This is a genomic window from Streptomyces hokutonensis (genome assembly GCF_000376565.1).
GTDB classification, from domain to species: Bacteria; Actinomycetota; Actinomycetes; order Streptomycetales; family Streptomycetaceae; genus Streptomyces; species Streptomyces hokutonensis.
Map to the genome: position 1 here is coordinate 17,944 of NZ_BARG01000110.1, position 21,193 is coordinate 39,136.

A 21,193-nucleotide genomic window follows, 5' to 3' on the forward strand; every position below is an offset into this window, starting at 1 on the left:
CAGCAGGTTCCGCCGAGTGCGTCCTTCGTTCAGCTCCCGGTCGAGCCGTTCCGTGATCGCGGTGAAGCCGGATCTACGGTTCCGCACTCCGCGCCCGGGACCGCGCACAGCCGGTCGTCATCGCGACGAGAGCGGGGCGCCGGCCCGGAGGTCTTCTCCAGGCCGGCGTGTGATTCGGCTGCGGACTCCTCGCCCGAGACCGTTTGCTATGCGGTCAGCTGGGAAGAGAGGAAGTGAATGCCGACGATACACGCGATACACGTGAATGCGGCGGCGAGCAGGAGATTGCGTATAGCGATTTTCAAGGAACCCTCGCGCTTTTCCGTGTGCCAGACAGCGGCGACCTATTTGGGGCACGCGAGCAAGACGCAGATCTGACCGTTGACCGGCTCCGGCGCCCTCGCGTGAACCGAACCCTACAGGAGTCGATCACCCGCGCGAACAATTCGATAGAAGTTGAGCGCCGCCTTAATGTTTCCAAACAGTAGCTTCGACACCCTTGAGTTCAGCAAGCGCCGCCACCGCGCGAGCCTCTTCCGCCGCTGCCCCTATGGCATGGCCGGCGACCCGGCTCTGCTCCAGATACGCCACGGCCTGAGCAGTGCGCCCCAGATCCTGCGCGACCAGTGCGAGATCATAGAGGACGTCGACCTCCTCACCCGCAGCATGGATGGCACGCATCACCTCAAGTGCGGCGATGTGCTGCTGCAGGGCCTCGTCGGTGCGGCCGGCCGCGCGGTACGCCCTGCCGATGCGGGTGAGCGCGATGGCCTCCGCGCGACGGTCGCCCACGGCCTTGAGGATCGGAAGCACGGCTCCATACACGGCGAGGGCTTCGTCGGTTCTGCCGAGCGTATCCATGACGGACGCGACATTCATTTGGAGCGTCGCTTTGTCTCTTGGATTTCCCATCCTTTCAGCCACGACCATTGCCTGTCGGTAAGCAATCTCAGCCGCCTCTGGATGCCCGCTTCTTTTGCTCACTTCGGCCGTGTTGTTAAGCGCACTGTATCGTCCACGCTCATACCCTATGGCCGTGAAATCGGCCAGGGCCGAGGCGAATAACGCCGATGCTTCTTCGTTCTCCGCCAGATGGAGGTGAATTATTCCCAGCAGGTTTCGGCAGCGCGCTATGCGGAGCCTGTTTCCTGTTTGCAGAAGGAAATCAAGAGATTCCTTCTGCAGGGTCCGGGCGAGCGTGTAGCGACCTGTCTGCCACAGGGAGATCGAGAGCTGGTGAACGCACTCGCTCTCCAGTTCCCGGTCCCGCAGAGACCGGGCGATGTCGCGCGCCTCGCGGCCGACCGCGATCGCCTCGTCATAACGGGAGCCGTGGGTGTGCACGGCACAGAGGTCGAGCAGGGCTCGCGCCCTGGCCGCGCTGTCACCTGCGGCGTTCCAGTGGGAGACGGCACGCCGCAGCAGGGGCTCGGCGGCGGCGAGGTGTCCCTCCATGTCCAGGAATCCCGCCAACACATGGACAGAAATGGCCAGTTGACGTTCCGTTCCATGCTTCACGAGCCAGTCGAGGGCGTTGAGAAGATTGGCTGATTCCGTGATCAGCCACTGCTCCGCCGACTGCGCGTCGGCGATTTCCGGACACGGTGGGCGGGCGGGATCCGTGGCGTCGAGATCCGTGCGGGAGCGAAAGGGATAGGCCAATCGGTCGGCCCGGTCCGCCGTGTGAATGTAGTGATCCACCAGACTATGTTCGGCCTGCCGGACATCATTCTCCGAATCGATATCGCCATTTTCGGTCAGCGATCGGGCGTAGTCCCTCAGAAGATCATGCATCGCGAAACGATGAGGAGTGGGCTCGGCGGCCAGATGGTGCGCCATGAGGTCCTCGAGGGCGCGTTCGGTTTTTTCCAAGGAGAATCCTGTGAGCGCGGCGATCGCCGGAAGCCCGAACTCCACCCCGACATGCAGCCCGATACGACGGAAGACCAGTTGCTGATCAGCCGTCAGGGCGTCATACGAAACCGCGAAGACATGGGTCAACGTCCGGTCCACATCGTGGAGTTGGGCCAGATGGCCACCTCCGCCGCCCAGCTGGCGCAGCAGGTCGGCCGTGCTCCACGAGGCACGGGCCAGCAACCGGCTCGCGGCGATCTCGATCGCCAGCGGAAGGTAGCCGCAGATCCTGACAATTTCGGCCACATCCGACGGATCGGTGTCGCGCTCGGCCCCCAGCCGCTGCGAGAAGAGCGCCTTCGCGTCCTGGGGCGGCAGCACGTCGAGCGAGACCGGCCGTACTCCGGGCAGTCCGGGCAGTCGTCGGCGGCTGGTCACGACGACCGCCGTCGGGGAGGAGCCCGGGAGCAGAGGGCGGATCTGGGCGGATGAGGTCGCGTCGTCGAGGATCACCAGCATCCGGCGGTCGCGCGCCACCCAGCGCCACAGCGCGACCAACTCGTCGAGCTCACGCGGCAGTTCCTTGGTGGGCAGGCCGACCAGCCGTAGCAGTTCGGTCAGTGCCCGGACCGGGCCCGGCGGCGTGCGGTCGGCGGATTGCCCGCCCAGGTGCAAAAAGATGCGCCCGTCCGGGAACCGGTCCCGTAGTCGATGGGCGAGATGGACGGCGATGCCGGTCTTGCCGACACCCCCCATGCCATGGATCGCCTCGACGGTGACGACGTCCGAGGCCCCCTGTCCCTCGCAGAGTGCCGCGGTGAGCCGCCGCAGTTCATCGGTCCGGCCGGCCCAGGGAACATCGCGGGGCAGATTGTCCGGCACGTGACGCGGCGGCCTCGGGGGCGCCTTCTCCTCGGCCCCGGCGACGGCCACGGCTCGCGGAAGGAGGGCGTCCGCGGGGGTCCCCGCCAGGATTCCCTGGTGGACCCGGTGCAGCCCACGGCCGGCGTCGAGACCGATGTCGCGGACGACACGCTGCCTCGTCCGCTGCAGCAGTCTGGTCGCCTCGGCCGTCCGGTTGCTGCCGTACAGGGCGACGGCGAGGCGTTCGGCCAGTGCCTCGTCGACGGGATGCGCCTCGGCCAGGGGCAGGAGCACGGGAACCGCGTCGGCGAACTTCCCCGCGTCGAGAAGGATCCCGGCTCTGACCATCGCGGACACGAGACGGGTCTCGCCGATCTCGGCACGCAGATGCTCGGCCCAGGATCCGGTGATCCCGGCCAGCGGTTCCCCGTGCCAGAGGCCGTCCGCCCGGTCCAGTCGGTGCAGGGCGGCCTTCTCGTCACCGCTGTCCCTGAGTGAACGGGCCTGTTCGACCCGGTTGGTGTAGCAGCGCAGGTCCACCCGGTCGGGGTCGACCTCCAGGGAGTAGGAGTTCGTGCGGCTGACGATCGCGGGTGCCTCGCTCCCGGCGATCCGCAGCGAACTCCGGATGCGTGAGACGTGCACGTGGAGCGCTTCGCGCGGCTTGCCCGGCGGGTGCTCGTCCCAGATACGGTGGATCAGCGCGTCCACGCTCACTGTGCGGCCCGCGTCCCAGGCGAGGGCGGCAAACCCCAGCCGTGTTTTTGTCGATCCGAGATCACTACGGCGACCCGCTGCCCGAATCTCGACCGATCCCGAAAGCCTGATCTCGAACTCCACCAGCGTCCTCCCCGCCGGAATGCCGAGCATTTGAGAATGTCATGCACCTGGCATTGCGGACCACAAGAGAGCACTGTGAGACCAAGATTGACCGATAAACAGCAGAGTTAGTTCGCATCTTGTCCGAAGCGGGGAGTGACCCACGGAGAACCGAAAGGGGTTGCGTACGTGCGTGCTTTCTCCTCGGACGGGCCGGACGCACTGCTGTCGGCCATCGCCGCCCACGGCACCGACCCGCACTCCCCCGCGTGGCGCGATCTGGCCCAGGTGGTGGCCGTCGCGGCCCGCGCAGACCCGTCGGTGACCGGGCTCTGGCCCCCTCAGCCCCCCGGAGACCAGCCTGCCGAGGCGGCCCGTCGGCGGGAACTGGCCCTGAAACTGCATGCATTGGCCGCGCACGACCCGGCGACAGCCCAGGCGCTGACCGCGTGGCTGCACCGCTACCCCAACCCCTTCCCCACACCACCCGACCCCGCACCCGTGGCGACCGCCAACACCATCAGCGGCGACGCCGTACTCCACGGACCCAGCCTGCAGGTCCGCGACATCCTCGGGGGCGTCCACTTCCATCCACCCTCCCCCGCACGCCCGCCCAGCCGCTCCGTGCCCCGTCAACTGCCGCCGGTGACCGCGCGGTTCATCGACCGGGAGGCCGACCGGCGGAACCTGGACGCCCTGCGCGCCCAGCGGCCCGCGCACGCACCGCAGGTCCTGGTGGTCAGCGGACTCGCGGGCGTGGGAAAGACCACCTTCGTCAGCCACTGGCTGTCCGAGCACGCCGACGGCTTCCCCGACGGCCAGCTCTATGCCGACCTGGGCGAGCAGACCGCCGACGCGGAGACCGGGCCCGTGTCCCCGGCTGTGGTCCTGGAGGCCTTCCTCGTCGCACTCGGTGCGGCCTCGGTACCGGCCGGGCTCGCGCAGCGCAGTGCGCTGTGGCGTTCGATGACCTCGGGGCTGCGACTGGCCGTCCTCCTGGACAGCGCGTTCACGGCCGCCCAGGTACGCCCGCTCCTGCTGGGCACACCGACCGGCCTGACCGTGGTGACCAGCCGAAGCAACCTGACCGGGCTGCGCGTCGACGGCGCCTCCGTGTACCGGCTGGAGGGGCTGCCCGCCGAGTCGGCCGTCGAACTCCTCGCCGTCGGCGGCGGCACCCGTGTGGCGCGGGAGCCGACCGCCGCTCGTGAAGTGGTCAGACTGTGCGGCCGGCTGCCGCTGGCGGTGACCCTCGCCTCCGCCCAACTCGCGCTGCGCCCGCACCGCTCCGTGTCCGCCCTCGCCGAGAGCCTGTCCGGTGGCCACGGTGCCGTCGACACCCTGCGCGTCGACGGGGAGGCCGTGATCCGTACGGCGCTCGACCTGTCGTACGAACTCCTGCCGGACGAGAGCCGGGTGCTGTACCGCCGGATGGGACTGCTGCCCGCGGATCGCCACGACCTCTCGTTGCTGACCGCTCTCGCGGACGACGGGGAGGGCTCGCGCGAGCCCGGGCACGCCGCCGACATCGCCGTCAACGCTCTCGTGGAGACCAATCTCCTGGAGGAGACGGGGCCCCACACCTGCCGCTTCCACGATCTCGTCCAACCGCACGCCCGCCGGCTCGGCGAGGAGCTGGAGGACGCCGGCCGGCGCGAGCGCACCCTGCGCCGTTTCGTCGACTGGTGCCTGTCCACCGCGGCCTCGGCGGAGGCCGTCCTGACCCCCAGCCACCGGCTGCCGGGGCACGACCTTCCCACGGGAACAGCGCCTCCCACGCCGCTCCAAGGCCCCGAGGAGGCACTCGCCTGGCTGGACACCCATCGCAATGGCCTGATGGGCGCCGTACGGCACTCGTCCCGGGTCGGCTGGCACTCCTCCTGCTGGCGTCTCACGGATCTCCTATGGCCCCTTTTCCTCCGTTTTCGCCCTTCCGAGATGTGGATCGAGGCGCACCGCCTCGGTCTCGAAGCGGCGCGCCGGTGCGGATCGAGATCGGGTGAGGGCCGCATGCTCACGTCCGGCGCGATCGGCCTGCGCGACGCGGGCCGGTACCCGGAGGCGGCCGACTGGTACCGGCAGGCGCTGGAGTTGGCGACCGCCGACCACGACGTACGCCAACAGGCGCAGGCCGTCAGCGGATTGGGACACGTCAGTCTCCTGGCCCATCAACTCGACGAGGCGCGCGACCACTTCGAGCAGGCGCTACGGCTGCGGGAGTCGATCGGCTACCGGAGAGGGGTCGCCCTCACCCGACGACGCCTCGGCGAAACCGCCCTGGCGGCAGGCGACTTCGCCACAGCCACCGAGCAAATGCGCGCGGCTGAGACGGAGTTGGACGCGCTGGGCGAGACGTACGAGGCGACTCGCGTCCTTGCCATGCTCGGCCATGTCCTGGACCGCGCCGGGGACCACGAGGGAGGTGTCCGGCGATTAGGGGAGGCGCTCGTGCGCTTCCGGGCGGGTGGCGACCGGTCCGAGCACTGGGAGGCGCGCTGTCTGGAATGGCTCGGCCAGGCCGCCGAGGCACGCGGCGAGCATGCGGAATCGGTCCGCCTCTACGAAGCCGCCCGTGAGCTCTTCCGGCGTCTGAGCCCCGAGGACGCCCAACGCCTGGACGACCGGCTGCGGCAGCCATGAGCTCCGCCGCAGCCGGTCGTCCCACGGGTCAGCGCGGCTGCATCGGGGCGACGCGCCGGAGCGCGCGGGACGATCCCCCGGACACCAGCCAGGCGTGAACGACCGAGACGAGCGCGTGCGGCGGCAGTGAGGCATCCGACTTGCCCTGCCCCGGCCGTACGAACCAGACGGCACCGGTCCGTTCCCGTACCCCGACGACACACCTGGTGGTCGTGTCGGCCACGGCGGCGGCGAGGCATCCCGGGTGGTCCGCGAGCAGTTCGCGCACCCTGTGTCGGGCCGGCAGCGGCGGCAACCGCAGGCGGCTCACGAGCACATCGGCGTACTCCCTGAGCGCCGTCCGCCGCGGACTGTCCGCGTCCACCCACAAGTGCACATCGCAGGGGAGCGGGCCGGGCACGTGCGAGCAACCCGGCGGACGGGCGTGCCACCTCACGGCCGACGACAGCGGGTGGGTTCGGACGAGAGCCGGGCCGCGCGCCGGGTCCGGACACCGGACGACGAAGAACGACCGGTCCTCCGAACCGTCCGAGCCGTCACCACGGGATGCCCCACCGGTCCATTCCGTAGGGAAGCACACGGTGGTCCACCCGGCGTCCGGCTCCGGGCTCACGAGCCGGTCGCTCACAGCGTCGCCGCGCTGTCCGAGGAGATCTCCCACGTCGTCAGTGCCGGCGGAGACGGGGGCGGTGCGACGAACGGCGGACGGGCGGGTTCGCCCAGTCCGAGCAGTCGGTAGACGACGGAACGCATCCGCCGGTGGAACTGACCCGGCGCCGACGACAGCGAGGCGGCGACGTGGTCGTACTGTCCGGGGCGGTACGACTGTGCCGCGTACTCCAGTTGCTCCGCCAGCGGATACAGCGGAGAGAGAACGGGTGCGACCGCTGACAACAGGGCTATCGGAGAGAGAGGGGAGATCTCCCGCCGGGGTCCGGCCGTCAGCAGCATCGTCGCGTCCGTGAGGGTGCCGTACGCGGTCAACGAGCCGTGGTCGCCGATGATCCAGTCGGCGGCGATCAGCAGCGCCTGCCAGTCGGCTTCGGGAGGGAGGACCGCGATCCCCCGGTCCTGGCAGCCGGACAGCCAGCGGCGCACCTGCCGGATGCCATGGCCCGCGAACACGTTGGGGTGGACCAGCATCGCCACGCGGTAGCCGTCGCCCGGCAGTTGGCCCAGCAGTTGTGGCAGCAGGGAGTCGAGCCGCCCGAACGTCGAGGCCGGTCCCCAGGTGGACGTGACGACCACGAGCCGCTGTCCGTCCTCGATTCCCAGCGCACGGCGGTAGGAGTCGCGCCCGCCGCGGCCCGCCATGATCCGGTCGACGCACGGGTCGCCCACCACGTGGGCCACCGGAAGCGCCTCCGGGCAGGACCCCGCGAGCTCCTCCAGGGCCCGGTCGTGGGAGTAGACGATCGCCGCCGGGACCAGCCGCCCCGCGTGCAGCAGGTGCTGGCGGCTGAGCATCCCGGGCGGTCTCGGCTCTCCCGGTGCGAGCGCGGAGACGTCGGTGAGCAGTTTGATCTGCCCTGCCCCGTGCGAGATGCGTACAACCGGAGCGCGCAGTTCGTGCACTCCGCGGAAGCCCGCCACGAGCGCGAGGTCGAACTCGGCCCGCCGCGCTTCTTCCCAGGGCACCGTCGTGATGCCCAGGCTGCGCAGAAACTCGGTGACTCCGCTGCCGAAGGCATGTGGCGGGGCGGTGAAGACCAGTTGGATGCGCAGGTCGGTCTCCAGCAGTTCGAAGACCTCACGCAGCCGTTGGGCGAAAGTCACTGTGTGCACGACCACGAGGACCCTCTTGCAGTCCCGTACCGTCAGCCAGTGCCCCTGCTCGATCAGTGCTTGTTTCGTCGTTCTGACGGACACGCGATCCCCCATCGCTCGTCGTTGGGTACAACGGACGGCGGGAGGGTTCCCTGTGCCTACGGCGGTTTCCTTGCACTCCTCTTGCAACACCCTTGCCCTGGTGCGTGGGTGGGCTCTGGGCTGTCGTGGTGCGGCTACGGCACCCTCGCCGCATCCACGTCCTCAGCCGCCGCCCCCTCCCCCGCCTCCCCGAGCGCGTTGTTGCGCCGCACCGAGGACCAGAAGGACCACCCGATCAGCAGGACGCCGACAAGGCCGGTGATGACCTCGTTGATCTGGTACTGGATGGTGATCATGAGGATCACGGCGAGGGCGCCGATCGCGTAGTGGGCGCCGTGCTCCAGGTAGACGTAGTCGTCGAGCGTGCCCTGGCGGACCAGGTAGACCGTCAGGGAGCGGACGTACATCGCGCCGATGCCCAGGCCGAGGGCCATGAGCACGATGTCGTTCGTGATGGCGAACGCGCCGATCACGCCGTCGAAGGAGAAGGACGCGTCCAGGACCTCGAGGTACAGGAACATGAAGAAGGCCGCCTGGCCCGCCAGGACCACCGGCGAGCGTTCGCCGTCGCGTTCCCGTTCCTCCGCCTCCGCTTCCTCCTCCGCCTCCAGGCGGTTCTCGAAGAAGCCGGAGAGGCCGCCGACGATCATGTACGTGATGAGGCCCGCGATGCCGGAGACGAGGACCGTCTGGGCCTTGTCGGCGTGGGCGCCGCCGTGCTGGTGGGCGTGGGTCGCGAAGGTGAAGGACGTGATCAGGAGGACGATCAGGGCGAGGCAGACCGAGAGCATGTCGACCTTGCCGAGCCTGGCGAGGGGGCGCTCCAGCCAGTCGAGCCACTTGATGTCCCGGTCCTCGAAGATGAAGTCGAGGAAGATCATCAGCAGGAACATGCCGCCGAAGGCCGCGATCGCCGGGTGGGCGTCGGTCACGAGCTGTTCGTAGCGGTCCTTGTCGGTCAGGGCCAGGTTGACCGCGTCGATCGGGTTCTTCTTCGCCGTGACGGCGACGATCACGACCGGGAACGCCAGGCGCATGCCGAACACCGCGATCAGGACGCCCACCGTGAGGAAGATCTTCTGCCAGAAGGCGGACATCTTCTTCAGGATCCCGGCGTTGACCACCGCGTTGTCGAAGGACAGCGAGATCTCCAGGACGGCCAGGATCGCGATGACGCCGAACGCCGTCCAGCCGCCGTACCAGACTCCCAGGGCCAGGCCGAGCGCGGTGACCGCGAACGACCAGCGGAAGGTCTTCAGAAGCACGGGTTGCCCCTTCCTGTTGTCGCGCGGTCGCCCGCGGGCCGGGTATCCGTCAACAACCCCGACCAATCATCGGCGTTGTCTACCACGGCCGCCTGTCGTGCGGGTGACGGGGCCGATCAACGGCATGGAAAAGGGGCCCCGGACGTCGATGGTCCAGGGCCCCTTCCGGAGTCGGCGTCGCCGCGTCGTCACTTCTTGAGCGCCGCCCGGCCCGATGTGCGCAGCGCGCCCACCGTCTTCAGGAGGCGGTCGGCCGGGTCGCGCAGGGACTGGTGGGCCAGGACCGTGTTGCGCAGGCCGCGGACCGGACGGCGCCACAGGCGGTGGGCCGTGGCCACCGGGTGGGGGCGGGTGGCGAACCCTTCCCCCACGCGCAGCTCGCGGGTCTTGAGCCAGTCCTTCCACTCCTTGTCGCCGCGCCCCAGGTCCATGAGCCGCACGCCGTGCCGGCCCGCCTCCTCGGCCATCCTGAGGTGCATGATCAACCCCGGGGAGTAGTACCGGAGTTCGGGGTCGTACGCCGTGAACCAGGCCGCGAACAGCGTGCGGGACGTCGGCCCGAAGTGGGCCGCGACCGGGCGGTCCCCGGCGTAGAGGACCGACAGGATGCCCGTGAAGTGCTCCTCGCGGACCCGGAACAGATGGTCCACCAGGTCTACGATCCACGGGCGCGCGAAGCGGTCCATGCGGCCGGTCCTGCGGTACTGGGCGGACTTCCAGCGCATCAGCGTGTGCAGCACCTCGGGGTTCCGGTCGTCGTAGACGAAGCGCATCTCGCCGAGGTCGCGGCCGAGCCGGCGTTCCTTCTTCAGCGTCGTCTTGGCGATGCCCGGGTACGCGCCGCGCAGCCACTCGGCGTACGGGACCTCGCCGTCGCCGTCCTTGAGGTCGATCACCGGGGAGGCGAAGGTGCCGGTGACATGGCGGCCGAACGGCTGCTGTTCCTCCACCAGATGGTCGAACTCGAAGACCGACAGGCCGCAGGCGCGCAGGAGTTGCTGGACGTCCCAGGTGACACCGGGCCGGTGCACCAGGGCCTGGCAGTCGGAGAGGCCGAGGCCGATGGCCCGGCCGACGCCGACGGGGTTGCGCTCGTACGGGAAGAAGCCGACCGGCTCCCCGCCCTCGTGCAGCACCGCCACCTGCGCGCCGCCGCGGTGACGGCCGACGCCGTCCGCGAACTCCGGTGCCAGGAAAGGGTTCGCGTAGTCCGGCGACTCGTCCATCGCCTTGTGCCAGGCCTGGCGGAGCGAGGTGCTCAACTCCTCCGGTCTGTGGATCGTGATGTCCGCCTTGCCATTGGATCGCATGGATCGCATGGGCGACCGTCCCCCCACATTTCCCCCACGACGCGTCGTCCGCGCCCTGCCTACTCCTCCCACGGTACGACGAGACACGAACAGTTCGGCAGGTCTCAAACGTCGCGAAACAGTACGGACGCCGTCAAGGATGCCTGTGGTAACGGAAAGAGCACGGATCACCCGGCCGGGAACGATCCGGGAACGATCAGGACACGCCGGCGGAGACGGTCACCGGGCGATCCTGTCGGGCGCTTGCCGCCAACACCCCAGTCACCGCCGCCGATCCGGCCGCCATCAAGGTCATCGCCGTTGCGGGGGAGGTCAGTTGGGCCGCCGTGCCCGCGAGGGCCGCGCCGACGCCCTGCATGGTGAGCAGGCCCGCGGAGCGCAACCCGAGGGCGTGGCCCGCGAGTTCGTCGGGGGTGAGCTCCATCAGGCGTTCCTGGAGGACGAGGCTCGCGCCGTAGCCGACGGAGCCGGCGCACACGGCGATCGCCGCCCACGGCATGCCCGGCCGCAGCGCGAAGAACAGGTACGGCGCGGCCAGCAGCAGGCGCAGCGGGATGTCGAGGCGGGCGCGCAGGGCGGCCGGTACGAAGCGGCCCAGGGCCAGGTCGCCCACGAACATGCCCAGCGCCGCGCTCGCGAACAGCGTGCCCGCGGAGCCGGGGTCGTAGGGGACGTAGAGGGATTCGCAGCCGACCACCAGGCCGTTGGGGACCCACAGGCCGAGGTAGGTGAGGCGGCGGGGGCGGGAGGACCACAGGAGGGCGTTGGTGCGCCAGGTCGCGGCGACGGACGGGCGGCCGGCGGCGCGGGGTGGGCGGGCGGTCAGGCCGAGGCGGGTGATGAGGGCCGTGGTGACGTACAAGGCCGCGGCGAGGAGCAGACAGCGGCGCGGGGAGAGGAGGGCCAGCAGGGCGCCGCCCGTCGCGAAGCCGGTGACCTGCATGAGGCCGGTGGCCATGTTGAAGACCGAACGCCCCAGCAGGAAACCGTTCTTGGGCAGGATCTCGTTCAGCAGGCCCCCGCTCACTCCCCCGCCCAGCGAGGCGATCAGGCCCTGCGCGAAGACGACGGCGAAGGCCGCGCCGATGGGCAGGCCGGGCAGTGCCAGCAGGGCCGTACAGACGGCGAAGGCGGAGTTGATGCCGGCCAGGGTGGCGCGTGGGGGCAGCCGGTCGGAGCCGGAGAGGAAGAAGGTCGCGCCGAGCATCTGGGCGAGCTGCGGCCCGAACATGCTCACCGCCGACAGCAGCGGCGAGTTCGTCGCCCGGTACACCAGCGTGGCGAGCGCCAGCCCGCTGATCGTCTGGGCCGCGTTCTGGACGGCGTAGGAGAGGAAGAACGGCGTGTACTCGGGCGTGCGGAAGAGCTCGCGGTAGCTGCGCATGCGGGGAGTCTGCGGGGGTGCGTGCGGGGGTCGTATTCTTTCGCGCGGACGCGAAACAACAGGGGGTGCGGATGGGGTGGTGGCAGCTCAACGCGGACACCCTCGCCGGGAGCCGGTTCGTGCTGTCACCGTTCGCCGAGACCTTCGCCGCGCTGAAACTGCTGCACATCGGCGTGGCCGCGCACCCCGGCGAGCAGGCGTGGCTTCGGGACCAACTGCCGGGCTACCGGCGGCTGTTGACGGCCGATCCGGTCACCGGGCTGCTGGTGCGGGCAGGCATCGGACGGTCCTGGATCGCCGACTTCCTCTCCCCCACACCGAGGGACCGCGAACCCTTCGAGGCGGCCGTCGCCCGCGTGCGTACGACACCCCCCGCCACCGCTCGCGCCAACCTCACGGTCTCCCTCGCCGGACCGCTCCCCGCCGCCCTGGAGCGCGACGATCTGCCCGAGCGGGCGGCCCGGCTCCTGGAGTACGTGTGGGAGGAGACCGTACGGCCGTCCTGGGAGCGGCGCCGGCGCGTCCTGGAGGCCGATGTGGTCGCGCGCACCGCGCAGGTGAGCCAGGGCGGCTGGGCGGCCGTCGTGGACGCGCTGCGGCCCGGGCGGACGCGGTGGCTCGGGGAGAACCGGCTCCAGGTCAATCTGCACGAGTACCCGCCGCGCGAGATCTCCGGCGCGGAGCTGGTCTTCGTACCGGTGACGGCGAACGGGGCGAACGGGGGGTGGGTGTCCTGGGAGGAGCCCGACCGGTACGCGATCGTCTACCCGTGCGCGGGCGCCCTCGCCGACCGTCGCGGACGGCCGGTGCCCGCGGCCCTCGGCGCGCTGCTGGGGACCGCCCGGGCCGGGGTGCTGGTGCTGCTCTCCTCGCCGATGAGCACCAGCCAGCTGACCGCCGTGACCGGGCAGGGGCTCGGCTCGGTGGGCCGGCATCTGAAGGTGCTGCTGGACGCGGGGCTCGTGGAGCGGCGGCGGGCGGGGCGCTCGGTGCTGTATTCGCGGACGGCGGCGGGGGAGGTCGTGGTGGAGGCCGCGGGGCTGTAGACCACCTTTGGACCGCCTGTGGACGCGGAGAGGTATGGGCCGCCCGCGAGAACGACATTTACCGGAGTTAGCATCCGGTTATGACGACTACAGAGAACACGGGTCCCCTCGCCGTCGAGATCGGGTCGCTCAAGGGCGGCTCGGCGGACCTCTCCCAGTACGCCGGCCAGGCCGTCCTCGTGGTGAACGTGGCCTCCAAGTGCGGGCTGACCCCCCAGTACACGGGCCTTGAGCGGCTCCAGGAGCGGTACGCGGCACAGGGCTTCACCGTGCTCGGCGTGCCCTGCAACCAGTTCCTCGGGCAGGAGCCCGGCAGCGCCGAGGAGATCGCCGAGTTCTGCTCGGCGACCTACGGAGTGACCTTCCCGCTGACCGAGAAGGTCGAGGTCAACGGCGACGGCCGGCACGAGCTGTACGACCGCCTCGTCGGCTTCGCGGACGCGGAGGGCCACAGCGGCGACATCCGCTGGAACTTCGAGAAGTTCCTCATCGGCCGCGACGGCACGGTCGTGGCCCGTTTCTCCCCGCAGACCGAGCCGGAGTCGGCGGAGGTCGTGGCGGCGGTGGAGGGTTCCCTCGCCTGAGCAGGTGTTGACCTTGCCCCTGGGGCAGGGCTGAGCGTCCTTGTCGCCGGGCGGTCGGACACCGCCCGGTGACGGAGGATGACTCGGGTGGACGACGAACTGCTGACCATCGGGGCGTTCGCCGCCCGGGCGCGGCTTTCGGCCAAGGCGCTGCGGCTGTACGACCGCCTCGGGCTGCTGACCCCCGACCGGGTCGACGCGGCCAGCGGCTACCGCTACTACCGCGCCGAGCAGGTCGAGCGGGCCCGACTCGTGGCGCTGCTACGGCAGTTGGACATGCCGCTGGCCCAAGTCGCCACGCTGGTCGAGGCGGACGGGACGGACGCGGCCCAACTCCTCGCCGCGTACTGGACGGACGTCGAGACCCGGATCGCCGGGCAGCGCACGCTCGCCGAGTACCTCCGTGCACGCCTTTCGGGGAGGAGCTCCGAGATGTACGGAAACTTCGTGGTCGAGACGGTCGAGGTGCCGGAACAGGTACTGATCACCGAGACCCGGCACACCCTCGCGGACGAGTTGCCGGCCTGGATCGGGTCGTCGCTCGGACGCCTGGAGGCGGCCGCCGGGGAATGCGGGGGCGTGAGCGGTGCGCCGTTCGTCGTCTACCACTCCGAGGTGTCGACGGAGAGCGACGGCCCGGCCGAGTCCTGCGTTCCGGTCGCGGACGAGGCGGCGGCCCGGGCGTGGGCCGCGCGACAGGGCCGGACCCGCCAGACCGCGGTCCGCGTGGAACCGGCCCGGCGACTGGCGTACACCCGCATCACCAAGGCGCAGGTGGCGTATCCGCTGATCCAGGCCGCGTTCGAGGCGGTGGAGCAGTGGGTCGCCGCGGAGGAGCTGCGGTACGCCGGTCCGTGCCGCGAGGTGTACTTCGCCGACTGGTCGGCGGCGGGGCCGGGGGACGCGGTGTGCGACGTGGCGTTTCCGGTGGAGGGCGATCCGTCCCGGTAGGTGGGGCGGGGGGCTCAACAGCCTTAGGAACGGGGCCGGTTGGCCGTGGGGCGGGTTCAGTGGCCGTAGAACCGGCGTCCGTTGGCCGTGGCAGGGGCTCGACAGCCGCAGAGCCGGTGCCCGTTGGCCACGGCTCAGCAGCCGTAGATCGGGCCCCTTCCCAGCAGCCGCGGATCGGGCCCGATCGCCGTGGAAAGGGCCTGGGCCCGGTAGCCGTAGAAACAGCCCGACAGCCGTGGGAATGGGTGCGCCAGGCGCGACACAGGCCCGACGGGCGCGGCGCGCGGCCGATGGCCGTGGCGTGGGCTCGGTGGGCGGCGCCGCGTGGGCATGGCCGAGCCCCCTCGGCCGGGACGGCGGGCCAGTCGAGAGGGCTCTTTCGGTGGGGCTATGGAATTGGGGTGGTCATCCGTCACGCGAGGCCGACAGCCCCCTTGCCGACCTCGGCCACGAAGGCGGTCCACGCGTCGACGGGGAACGCCAGCGTGGGGCCGTCGAGGGTCTTGGAGTCCCGTACGGCCAACGCCGCGAGAGCTGGGGACTTGACCTCGACACACGCACCGTTTCCGGCCGAGTACGAGGACTTGATCCAGTTGTCGTTGGCGCCTTGCTGAATTGCCATTTTTGCTCCGGTTACGCCAGTTGATGAGTCGCTGTCACCGCGCGTCGCGTCCGGCCACGAACACTCCGGACGTACAACACGGTTTGCGCCAACGCCTGTTGCTCGATGGCGTGATCGACGCTACTCGCCAACATCGGTAGGCGAAGCGGCCATTCACTCGACCGGGTGGCATATTCCCCTGGTGCTTCCATCCTGGCTGGCGGAAGGTGTAAGGTGCGGCACCTTCCGCCGGACGGGCCACTCAGCGGGCGTACTCCTTCGCGATGTCCGCGATGAACTGATGCGACTGGTCCACGTTCAGGGCCTGGGCGCGCAGATGCTCGTACATGACGCTGTACTTCTGTACGTCGGCCGCCTTCTCCAGGTACAGGTCGCTGGTGACGCCCTCGATGTACACGACGCTGGAGTCCGCCGCGTCGGGGAACTCCAGGATGGCGTACTGGCCGTTGAGGCCGGGGTGCGCGCCCACCTCGTAGGGCAGCACCTGCACGGTGACGTGCGGGAGCTGGGACATCTCGGCGAGGTTCTCCAGCTGCTCGCGCATCACCTGGCGGCCCCCGACGACCCGGCGCAGCGCCGCCTCGTCCAGCACCGTCCACAGGCGCAGCGGGGATTCCGCGGAGGAGACACGTTCCTGCCGGCGCAGCCGCACCTCGACGCGCTTCTGGATGTCGCTCGGCGAGGTCTCGGGCAGCGCGCCCCGGATGAGCGCCTCGGCGTACGGTCGGGTCTGCAACAGGCCCGGGATGATCTGGGGTTCGTAGGCCCGCAGTGACGCGGCGTCCGTCTCCAGGCCGATGTAGACGCTGTACGGGATGTCGCCGAAGGAGTGCCACCAGCCCTGCTGGCGCGAGTCCTTGGCCATCTGCATCAGCGAGTCGACGATCCGGACGTCCTCGACCTCGTAGACCCCGCACAGATCGCGGACGTCACGCTGGCTGATGCTGCGCCGGCCGTTCTCCAGCCGGCTGATCTTCGACTGCGACACCAGCAGCCGCTCGGCGACCTCTTCGGCCGTCATGCCCTTGAGCTCTCGGAGCCGACGCAACTCCTGGCCCAACCGGCGTCGCCTGACGGTGGGATTGACACTTGACGCCACGGGAACGTGCACCTCCGGCTGCATGCCTCTGCTTGCCACTGCTTGTTGCTACTTGCCGCTACTTGCTGCTCACTGCTTGCCACTTTGCGTATCTGCTGTTGAGCAGACTGCCACCAAGGTGGTTTCTACCGCTGGGAAACGGTGGATATGCGGCAGGTACGAGCCAGGTTCCGGTCGTCCACGGCGTCCGTAGATGCGGCCGAGCGGGGTGGAGTGACGTTACGTCTACTCCACCCCGCTCGGACCAGCGGCTCCCGAACCGGGTCTTGGGGACTGGCGGTGCGGCGGTACTGCGTGTGGTGCGGGTACTGCGGTGGTACCGGTCGTGCGGTGCTGCTCCGCGGTGCCGGCGTGTGCCGTGGAACTGCGGCTCAGTGAGCCACGGCGCGCGCCATGGTGCCGCGGTGCGGCTGCATCGGAACACCACGAGCCGGTTCCGGTGGCCTTGATCCGGGCGCGGCCTGACGGCCGGCCGGGGCCGGGCTGCGGCGTGGCTGTGCGGCCACACCGTTCTGGACGTCCATCACGGCGTGCGCCACGAGTCCGCCCATGGGGTCGTGCCTGATCAGATCCCGCAGCCGGGAGCGGGACGAACGTCCCTCGTTACCCGGATACAGGTGCTTGCCCAGACCCACCGCGTGCGCCAGTGCGGCGAGCGCGGCGGTCCGCGGGTCCGGCGGTACGCCGGTGCGGATCGCGGAATCGAGTCGCGCCCTGATCTCACGGCTGATCTCGTTGTCCGTCGCCTGATAGCGAGTCGTGGGCAACACCCCGCACATCTGTCCCGCCACGGCATGCACCATGCCGCACCGCTCCAGATGCGAGAGGTAGGTCTGGCGAAGTCCCAGTCGGGGCCCGCCAATCCAGTTCACTGCACGCACGGGAGCGCCACGCCTTCGCAGCAACTCCAACGCGCAGTCCAAAGTTGGATCTCCAGTCGGCCGTGGGACTACCACGGCGATACGATCCCCGTCTGGGGCTATCCGTCCGGCCAGCGCCAGCTCCACTAGCTGTGCTCCGGCCAGACCGAGGTCGAGCGACTGCGGCTGCGCAGTGGTACCCGTGGCCGGGTCCAATGCCAGCAGCAGAAGCTCCTCCGGAAGTGTTCTGCGGCTCCTGCCCATCCATGCCTCCCCGCGTGGATGAATGACAGGGTGACCCCTCTCACATCTGTCTGTCGAGGGTGCGTGACCGCTTCGTAGTGGAACCGGTAGGTATGTCGTTCTCGTCTACCGCAGGGGTTAAGCCCGCACACAGGACACTGGTACATCGTTCGGACAACGGTGTTTGATGCGTTGTCCGGGCTGCGGGTAGGAGATTTACCGGCTGTTTTCAGCTGTTTCTGTAGCTGTCTCGGCTATCTCGGTCGGTTCGGTTGACGCACGGTGGGCGTGCGGCTCATGGAGGAGGCATCGGTGGCGGGCGAGTCCCCCGACAGGTCGAAGCAGCGCGAGTCGTCGGCAGAACCGACGCCGGGGAGCGCGAGTCCGGTTCCCGAGGCGAGGTCCGAACGCGACCCGCGCCTGGCGGTGGCCCGCGAGGCCACGCCGACGTCGTCCCAGCGCGGGGGTGTCGACACGGCGACGAAGATCTTCTCGATCCGGGAACTCCGGGCGGGGGCGGTTGAGGACGGGGACACGGGCGGGGCGTCGGGGGCGTCCGGCGCGGGGGACGGCTCCGGCGGTGCGGGTGGTTCGTCCGGCTCGGACGGTGCGTCCGGCTCGGACGGTGCGTCCGGCTCGGGCAGTGCGGCGGATGCGACCGGCGGGTCGGGCGAGGCCAGCGGGTCGGGTACGGCCGGCGGGTCGGGTGCGACCGGTGGCTCAGGCGAGGCTGGCGGGTCCGGTACGGCCAGCAAGTCCGGTACGACCGGCAGGTCGGGTGGGACCGGTGAGTCCGGTGGGACCGACGGGGCGAGTGACGCCGCCCAGGCCAACGGGGCCGGTGATGCCGGTGAGGCTGACGGGTCCCGTGAGGCGACTGGGGTCGGTGAAGCCGGTGACTCCGAGGGTCCCGAGTCTGCCGAGGGCAGCGAAGCCACGGAGGGTGGCGAGGGTTCCGAGGACGTCGAGTCCGGCGACGGCGCTGAAGTCACCGAGGGCGTTGCGGGCGCGGAAGCCGCCGAGGGCGCCGATGCGCAGAACCCTTCCGCCAAGGGCGGCCCGGCGGGCGATGCCCGGCTGCGGGCCGCTGTGGCGGCTTGGGTGGCGGGGTCGGACGACCCCGAGGAGTCGGACGGTTCGGAGGGTTCCGACCGTTCGGACGGTTCGGAGGGTTCGGAGGGTTCGGACGGCCGGGAACCTGCCGGTGCCGGGGTGACCGACGACGCGAGCGCGGCTTCTACAGCCGAGGACGCGGCGAAGTCCGCCGAGAGCGCGGAGACCGTGATCGTGGCGCCTCGCGCCGTGAAGGGCCGCCCTGAGGACGCTGAGACCGCCGCGGAGGCCGAAGAGGGCTCCGTGAGTGCCGTAGCGGCCGAGGCGGCCGGCGCTGGGCAGGATGCCGAGTCCGAGGACGCGGGGACCGCGACCGACCGTGGCCGAGACGCCACCGAGGACGGTCCGCAGGACGCGGTTCCTGGGGCTGTGGAAGCCGACGAGGCCGACACCGACGACGAGATCGCGGACGCCCGCCCGGAGGCCGCCGGCACTCCCGAGGACGCGGACGAGGAACCGCAGGACGCCGTCCCCGACGCGTCCGAGGACGAGCCGGAGGACAGCGCACCGGACACGTCCGCAGCCGAACCGGAAGACTCCGCGCCCGGCACATCCGAAGCCGAGCCTGAAGACGCGACCCCCCGCACACCGGAAACCGCCCCGGAGGACGCGGCACCCCGCGCATCCGCAGCCGAGCCGGAGGACACCACACCCGCCCCCTCCGCAGCCGAACCGGAAGACACCGGACCCGGCACATCGGCAGACGCCCCGGAAGACGCGGCACCTGGCGCGTCCAAAGCCGCGGCGGAGGACGCCACACCCGCCCCCTCCGCAGCCGAACCGGAGGACACCGCGCCCGGCACATCCGAAGCCGAGCCTGAAGACGCGACCCCCCGCGCATCCGAAACCACCCCGGAAGACGCGGCACCCCGCGCATCCGCAGCCGACCCGGCGGACGCGGCACCCCGCACATCCGAAGCCGCCCCGGAAGACGCTTCAGTCGACCCGCAAGACACCCCCCCGACCCCCAAAACCCCCACCACCCCCGAACCGAAAGCCGCCGACGGCGCCCCCGCTCCACAGGCTTCACCCGCACCCGACGACGCGACCCGCACGGGTGGTGCGGGTGGGAAAACGGGGCCGGACGACGGCGTAGCCGGGGCGGTCGATCAGCCCACGGCCGTTTTCAAGGCCGTGCGGGCGCCCAAGCCCGCGGTGGACCAGCCGACGACCACTCTCAAGGCACCCAAGGCCCCGCCCGCCCCCGAGGCCCCCGCCGAGCGCACCAGCAAGTTCGTCGCGCTGAAGCCCCTCGACGAACCCCGGGCGCCCCGCGCACCCCGCCCGGACGCGACCCGCCCGGTCGCCCAGGTCGGCCCCGAGCGCACGACCCAGCAGCCGCTTCCTCCGAAGCCCCCGCTGGACCTCCTCGCCGAACTGACCAACACTCCCCCTCCGCCGGAGACCCCGGTCCGCACGGCGATCCGCAGGGTCAAGATCTGGACCCCGCTGGTCGTCCTCCTGGCGATCGTGTTTGCAGTAGTGCAGGCCCTGAGGCCGCTGCCGACGCCGTCGCTCACGCTCACCGCCGAGGACTCGTACACCTTCGACGGCAGCAAGGTGAACCTCCCGTGGCCGAGCGAGGGCCAGGGCTGGATGGACGTCAACGGCATCGGCACGATGGGCAACTTCGGCAAGCAGACGCCGGTCGCGATCGGGTCCGTGGCCAAGGCGATGACGGCGTACATCGTCCTCAAGGACCACCCGCTGAAGGCGGGTGCGGAGGGCGAGAAGATCACCGTGGACGCGACCGCCGAGAAGGAGGGCGGTTACGACAAGGACGGCGAGTCCACCCTCAACACCGTCAAGGCGGGCGACGTCCTCACCGAGAAGCAGGCGCTGTCGGCGATCATGATCCCGTCGGCGAACAACATCGCGCGGCTGCTGGCCCGTTGGGACGCGGGCTCCGAGGCGGCGTTCATCAAGAAGATGAACGACACCGCGAAGTCGCTCGGGATGACGAACACGACGTACACCGACGCGTCCGGGCTGAAGGAGACCACGGTCTCCACCGCCGAGGACCAGGTCAAGCTGGGCAATCAACTGGTCAAGATCCAGGCCCTGATGGACATCACCAAGCTGCCGAGCTGGGTCGACCCGTCCGGCAAGAAGTGGACCAACTACAACCGCCTGGTGCCGTACAACAACTCGCTGGGCATCAAGACCGGCACCACCACCGCGGCCGGCGGCAACCTGCTCTTCGCCGCCACCAAGGAGGTCGGCGGCGAGACGGCCGTCGTCGTCGGCGCGATCCTCGGCCAGCACACCGCGCCGATCATCGACACCGTCAACGCGGTCAGCAAGACGGCGATGCTCGCGGCGCAGGACGCGATGACCTCGGCGAAGATCCTGAAGAAGGGCGACGTCGTCGGGTACGTCGACGACCGGCTCGGCGGTCACACGCCGGTCGTCGTCACCAAGGACGTCGCCGCGGTCGGCTGGGCCGGCCTCAAGGTGAAGCTGTCCTTCGCCCCCGACTCCGTACCGCACACCGCGAAGGCCGGCACCAAGGTGGGCACGCTCACCGTGGGCGACGGTTCGGGCGGCGCGGTCAAGGTGCCGGTCGCCCTGCAGAAGGATCTCGCGGAACCGGCCCTGACCGCGAAGCTGAAGCGTCTCGGCTGACCCACGAGGCGTTGTACGTCACCGCACCCCGCCGGCCGGCCACCC

At 70.2% G+C, this 21,193-nt stretch carries 14 protein-coding genes; 5 read left to right on the top strand and 9 right to left on the bottom strand.

The window, feature by feature from the left end; translation table 11 throughout:
* Positions 1–468: 468 nt before the first annotated feature.
* Entirely contained in the window at positions 469–3,558 is a 3,090-nt protein-coding gene (locus SSP08S_RS50755; protein WP_043260421.1) for an AfsR/SARP family transcriptional regulator, read from the bottom strand.
* A 168-nt stretch (positions 3,559–3,726) separates the two neighbouring features.
* Between SSP08S_RS50755 and SSP08S_RS50760 the strand changes: the two genes are divergently transcribed.
* On the top strand, positions 3,727–6,177 hold the full coding sequence (locus tag SSP08S_RS50760) for a tetratricopeptide repeat protein (protein ID WP_019075336.1): 2,451 nt from the start codon (positions 3,727–3,729) through the stop codon (positions 6,175–6,177).
* Between the two features lie 28 nt (positions 6,178–6,205).
* Here the strand turns inward: SSP08S_RS50760 and SSP08S_RS50765 are convergent, their stop codons facing one another.
* From SSP08S_RS50765 to SSP08S_RS50785, 5 genes are all read right to left on the bottom strand, one after another.
* A complete protein-coding gene (locus tag SSP08S_RS50765; RefSeq protein WP_019075337.1) occupies positions 6,206–6,541 on the bottom strand; it encodes a hypothetical protein in 336 nt (111 codons plus the stop codon).
* A gap of 260 nt (positions 6,542–6,801) precedes the next feature.
* On the bottom strand, positions 6,802–8,058 hold the full coding sequence (locus SSP08S_RS50770; RefSeq protein ID WP_019075338.1) for a hypothetical protein: 1,257 nt from the start codon (positions 8,056–8,058) through the stop codon (positions 6,802–6,804).
* A 122-nt stretch (positions 8,059–8,180) separates the two neighbouring features.
* Positions 8,181–9,311 carry a DUF475 domain-containing protein gene (locus SSP08S_RS50775; RefSeq protein ID WP_019075339.1) on the bottom strand — a complete coding sequence of 377 codons (1,131 nt, stop codon included), beginning with the start codon at positions 9,309–9,311 and terminating at the stop codon, positions 8,181–8,183.
* 188 nt (positions 9,312–9,499) lie between these two features.
* Positions 9,500–10,630, bottom strand: a complete 1,131-nt coding sequence (locus SSP08S_RS50780) for a GNAT family N-acetyltransferase (RefSeq protein WP_043260415.1) — start codon at positions 10,628–10,630, stop codon at positions 9,500–9,502.
* A gap of 187 nt (positions 10,631–10,817) precedes the next feature.
* A complete protein-coding gene (locus tag SSP08S_RS50785) occupies positions 10,818–12,005 on the bottom strand; it encodes an MFS transporter (protein WP_019075341.1) in 1,188 nt (395 codons plus the stop codon).
* Positions 12,006–12,076: 71 nt separating this feature from the next.
* Here SSP08S_RS50785 and SSP08S_RS50790 point away from each other — a divergent pair, with 71 nt between their 5' ends.
* From SSP08S_RS50790 to SSP08S_RS50800, 3 genes are all read left to right on the top strand, one after another.
* Positions 12,077–13,051, top strand: coding sequence for an ArsR/SmtB family transcription factor (locus SSP08S_RS50790; protein WP_019075342.1), 975 nt, complete (start codon positions 12,077–12,079; stop codon positions 13,049–13,051).
* A gap of 80 nt (positions 13,052–13,131) precedes the next feature.
* On the top strand, positions 13,132–13,635 hold the full coding sequence (locus tag SSP08S_RS50795; protein ID WP_019075343.1) for a glutathione peroxidase: 504 nt from the start codon (positions 13,132–13,134) through the stop codon (positions 13,633–13,635).
* 78 nt (positions 13,636–13,713) lie between these two features.
* The gene (locus SSP08S_RS50800; RefSeq protein ID WP_043260416.1) at positions 13,714–14,586 is read left to right on the top strand and encodes a MerR family transcriptional regulator; all 873 of its coding nucleotides are present in this window, start codon (positions 13,714–13,716) and stop codon (positions 14,584–14,586) included.
* 412 nt (positions 14,587–14,998) lie between these two features.
* Here SSP08S_RS50800 and SSP08S_RS50805 read toward each other — a convergent pair whose 3' ends face one another.
* The 3 genes from SSP08S_RS50805 to SSP08S_RS50815 all read right to left on the bottom strand — a co-directional run bounded on the left by SSP08S_RS50805 (position 14,999) and on the right by SSP08S_RS50815 (position 17,431).
* Positions 14,999–15,208: a DUF397 domain-containing protein gene (locus SSP08S_RS50805; RefSeq protein WP_019075345.1), complete on the bottom strand. Its 210-nt coding sequence runs from the start codon at positions 15,206–15,208 to the stop codon at positions 14,999–15,001.
* Positions 15,209–15,449: 241 nt separating this feature from the next.
* Entirely contained in the window at positions 15,450–16,307 is an 858-nt protein-coding gene (locus SSP08S_RS50810) for a helix-turn-helix domain-containing protein (protein WP_026179531.1), read from the bottom strand.
* Positions 16,308–16,678: 371 nt separating this feature from the next.
* A complete protein-coding gene (locus SSP08S_RS50815; RefSeq protein ID WP_026179532.1) occupies positions 16,679–17,431 on the bottom strand; it encodes a GOLPH3/VPS74 family protein in 753 nt (250 codons plus the stop codon).
* Positions 17,432–17,707: 276 nt separating this feature from the next.
* Between SSP08S_RS50815 and SSP08S_RS50820 the strand changes: the two genes are divergently transcribed.
* Complete coding sequence (locus SSP08S_RS50820; protein WP_019075348.1) at positions 17,708–21,148, top strand: D-alanyl-D-alanine carboxypeptidase; 3,441 nt, start codon at positions 17,708–17,710, stop codon at positions 21,146–21,148.
* The last annotated feature ends 45 nt before the right edge of the window (positions 21,149–21,193 follow it).

What these genes read in the sequence shown, in the direction of transcription:
- SSP08S_RS50770 (WP_019075338.1), bottom strand. Translation starts at nt 8,058, where the DNA reads ATGGGGGATCGCGTGTCCGTCAGAACGACGAAACAAGCACTGATCGAG.
- SSP08S_RS50780 (WP_043260415.1), bottom strand. Translation starts at nt 10,630, where the DNA reads ATGCGATCCATGCGATCCAATGGCAAGGCGGACATCACGATCCACAGA.
- SSP08S_RS50785 (WP_019075341.1), bottom strand. Translation starts at nt 12,005, where the DNA reads ATGCGCAGCTACCGCGAGCTCTTCCGCACGCCCGAGTACACGCCGTTC.
- SSP08S_RS50790 (WP_019075342.1), top strand. Translation starts at nt 12,077, where the DNA reads ATGGGGTGGTGGCAGCTCAACGCGGACACCCTCGCCGGGAGCCGGTTC.
- SSP08S_RS50795 (WP_019075343.1), top strand. Translation starts at nt 13,132, where the DNA reads ATGACGACTACAGAGAACACGGGTCCCCTCGCCGTCGAGATCGGGTCG.
- SSP08S_RS50800 (WP_043260416.1), top strand. Translation starts at nt 13,714, where the DNA reads ATGACTCGGGTGGACGACGAACTGCTGACCATCGGGGCGTTCGCCGCC.
- SSP08S_RS50805 (WP_019075345.1), bottom strand. Translation starts at nt 15,208, where the DNA reads ATGGCAATTCAGCAAGGCGCCAACGACAACTGGATCAAGTCCTCGTAC.
- SSP08S_RS50815 (WP_026179532.1), bottom strand. Translation starts at nt 17,431, where the DNA reads ATGGGCAGGAGCCGCAGAACACTTCCGGAGGAGCTTCTGCTGCTGGCA.
- SSP08S_RS50820 (WP_019075348.1), top strand. Translation starts at nt 17,708, where the DNA reads ATGGAGGAGGCATCGGTGGCGGGCGAGTCCCCCGACAGGTCGAAGCAG.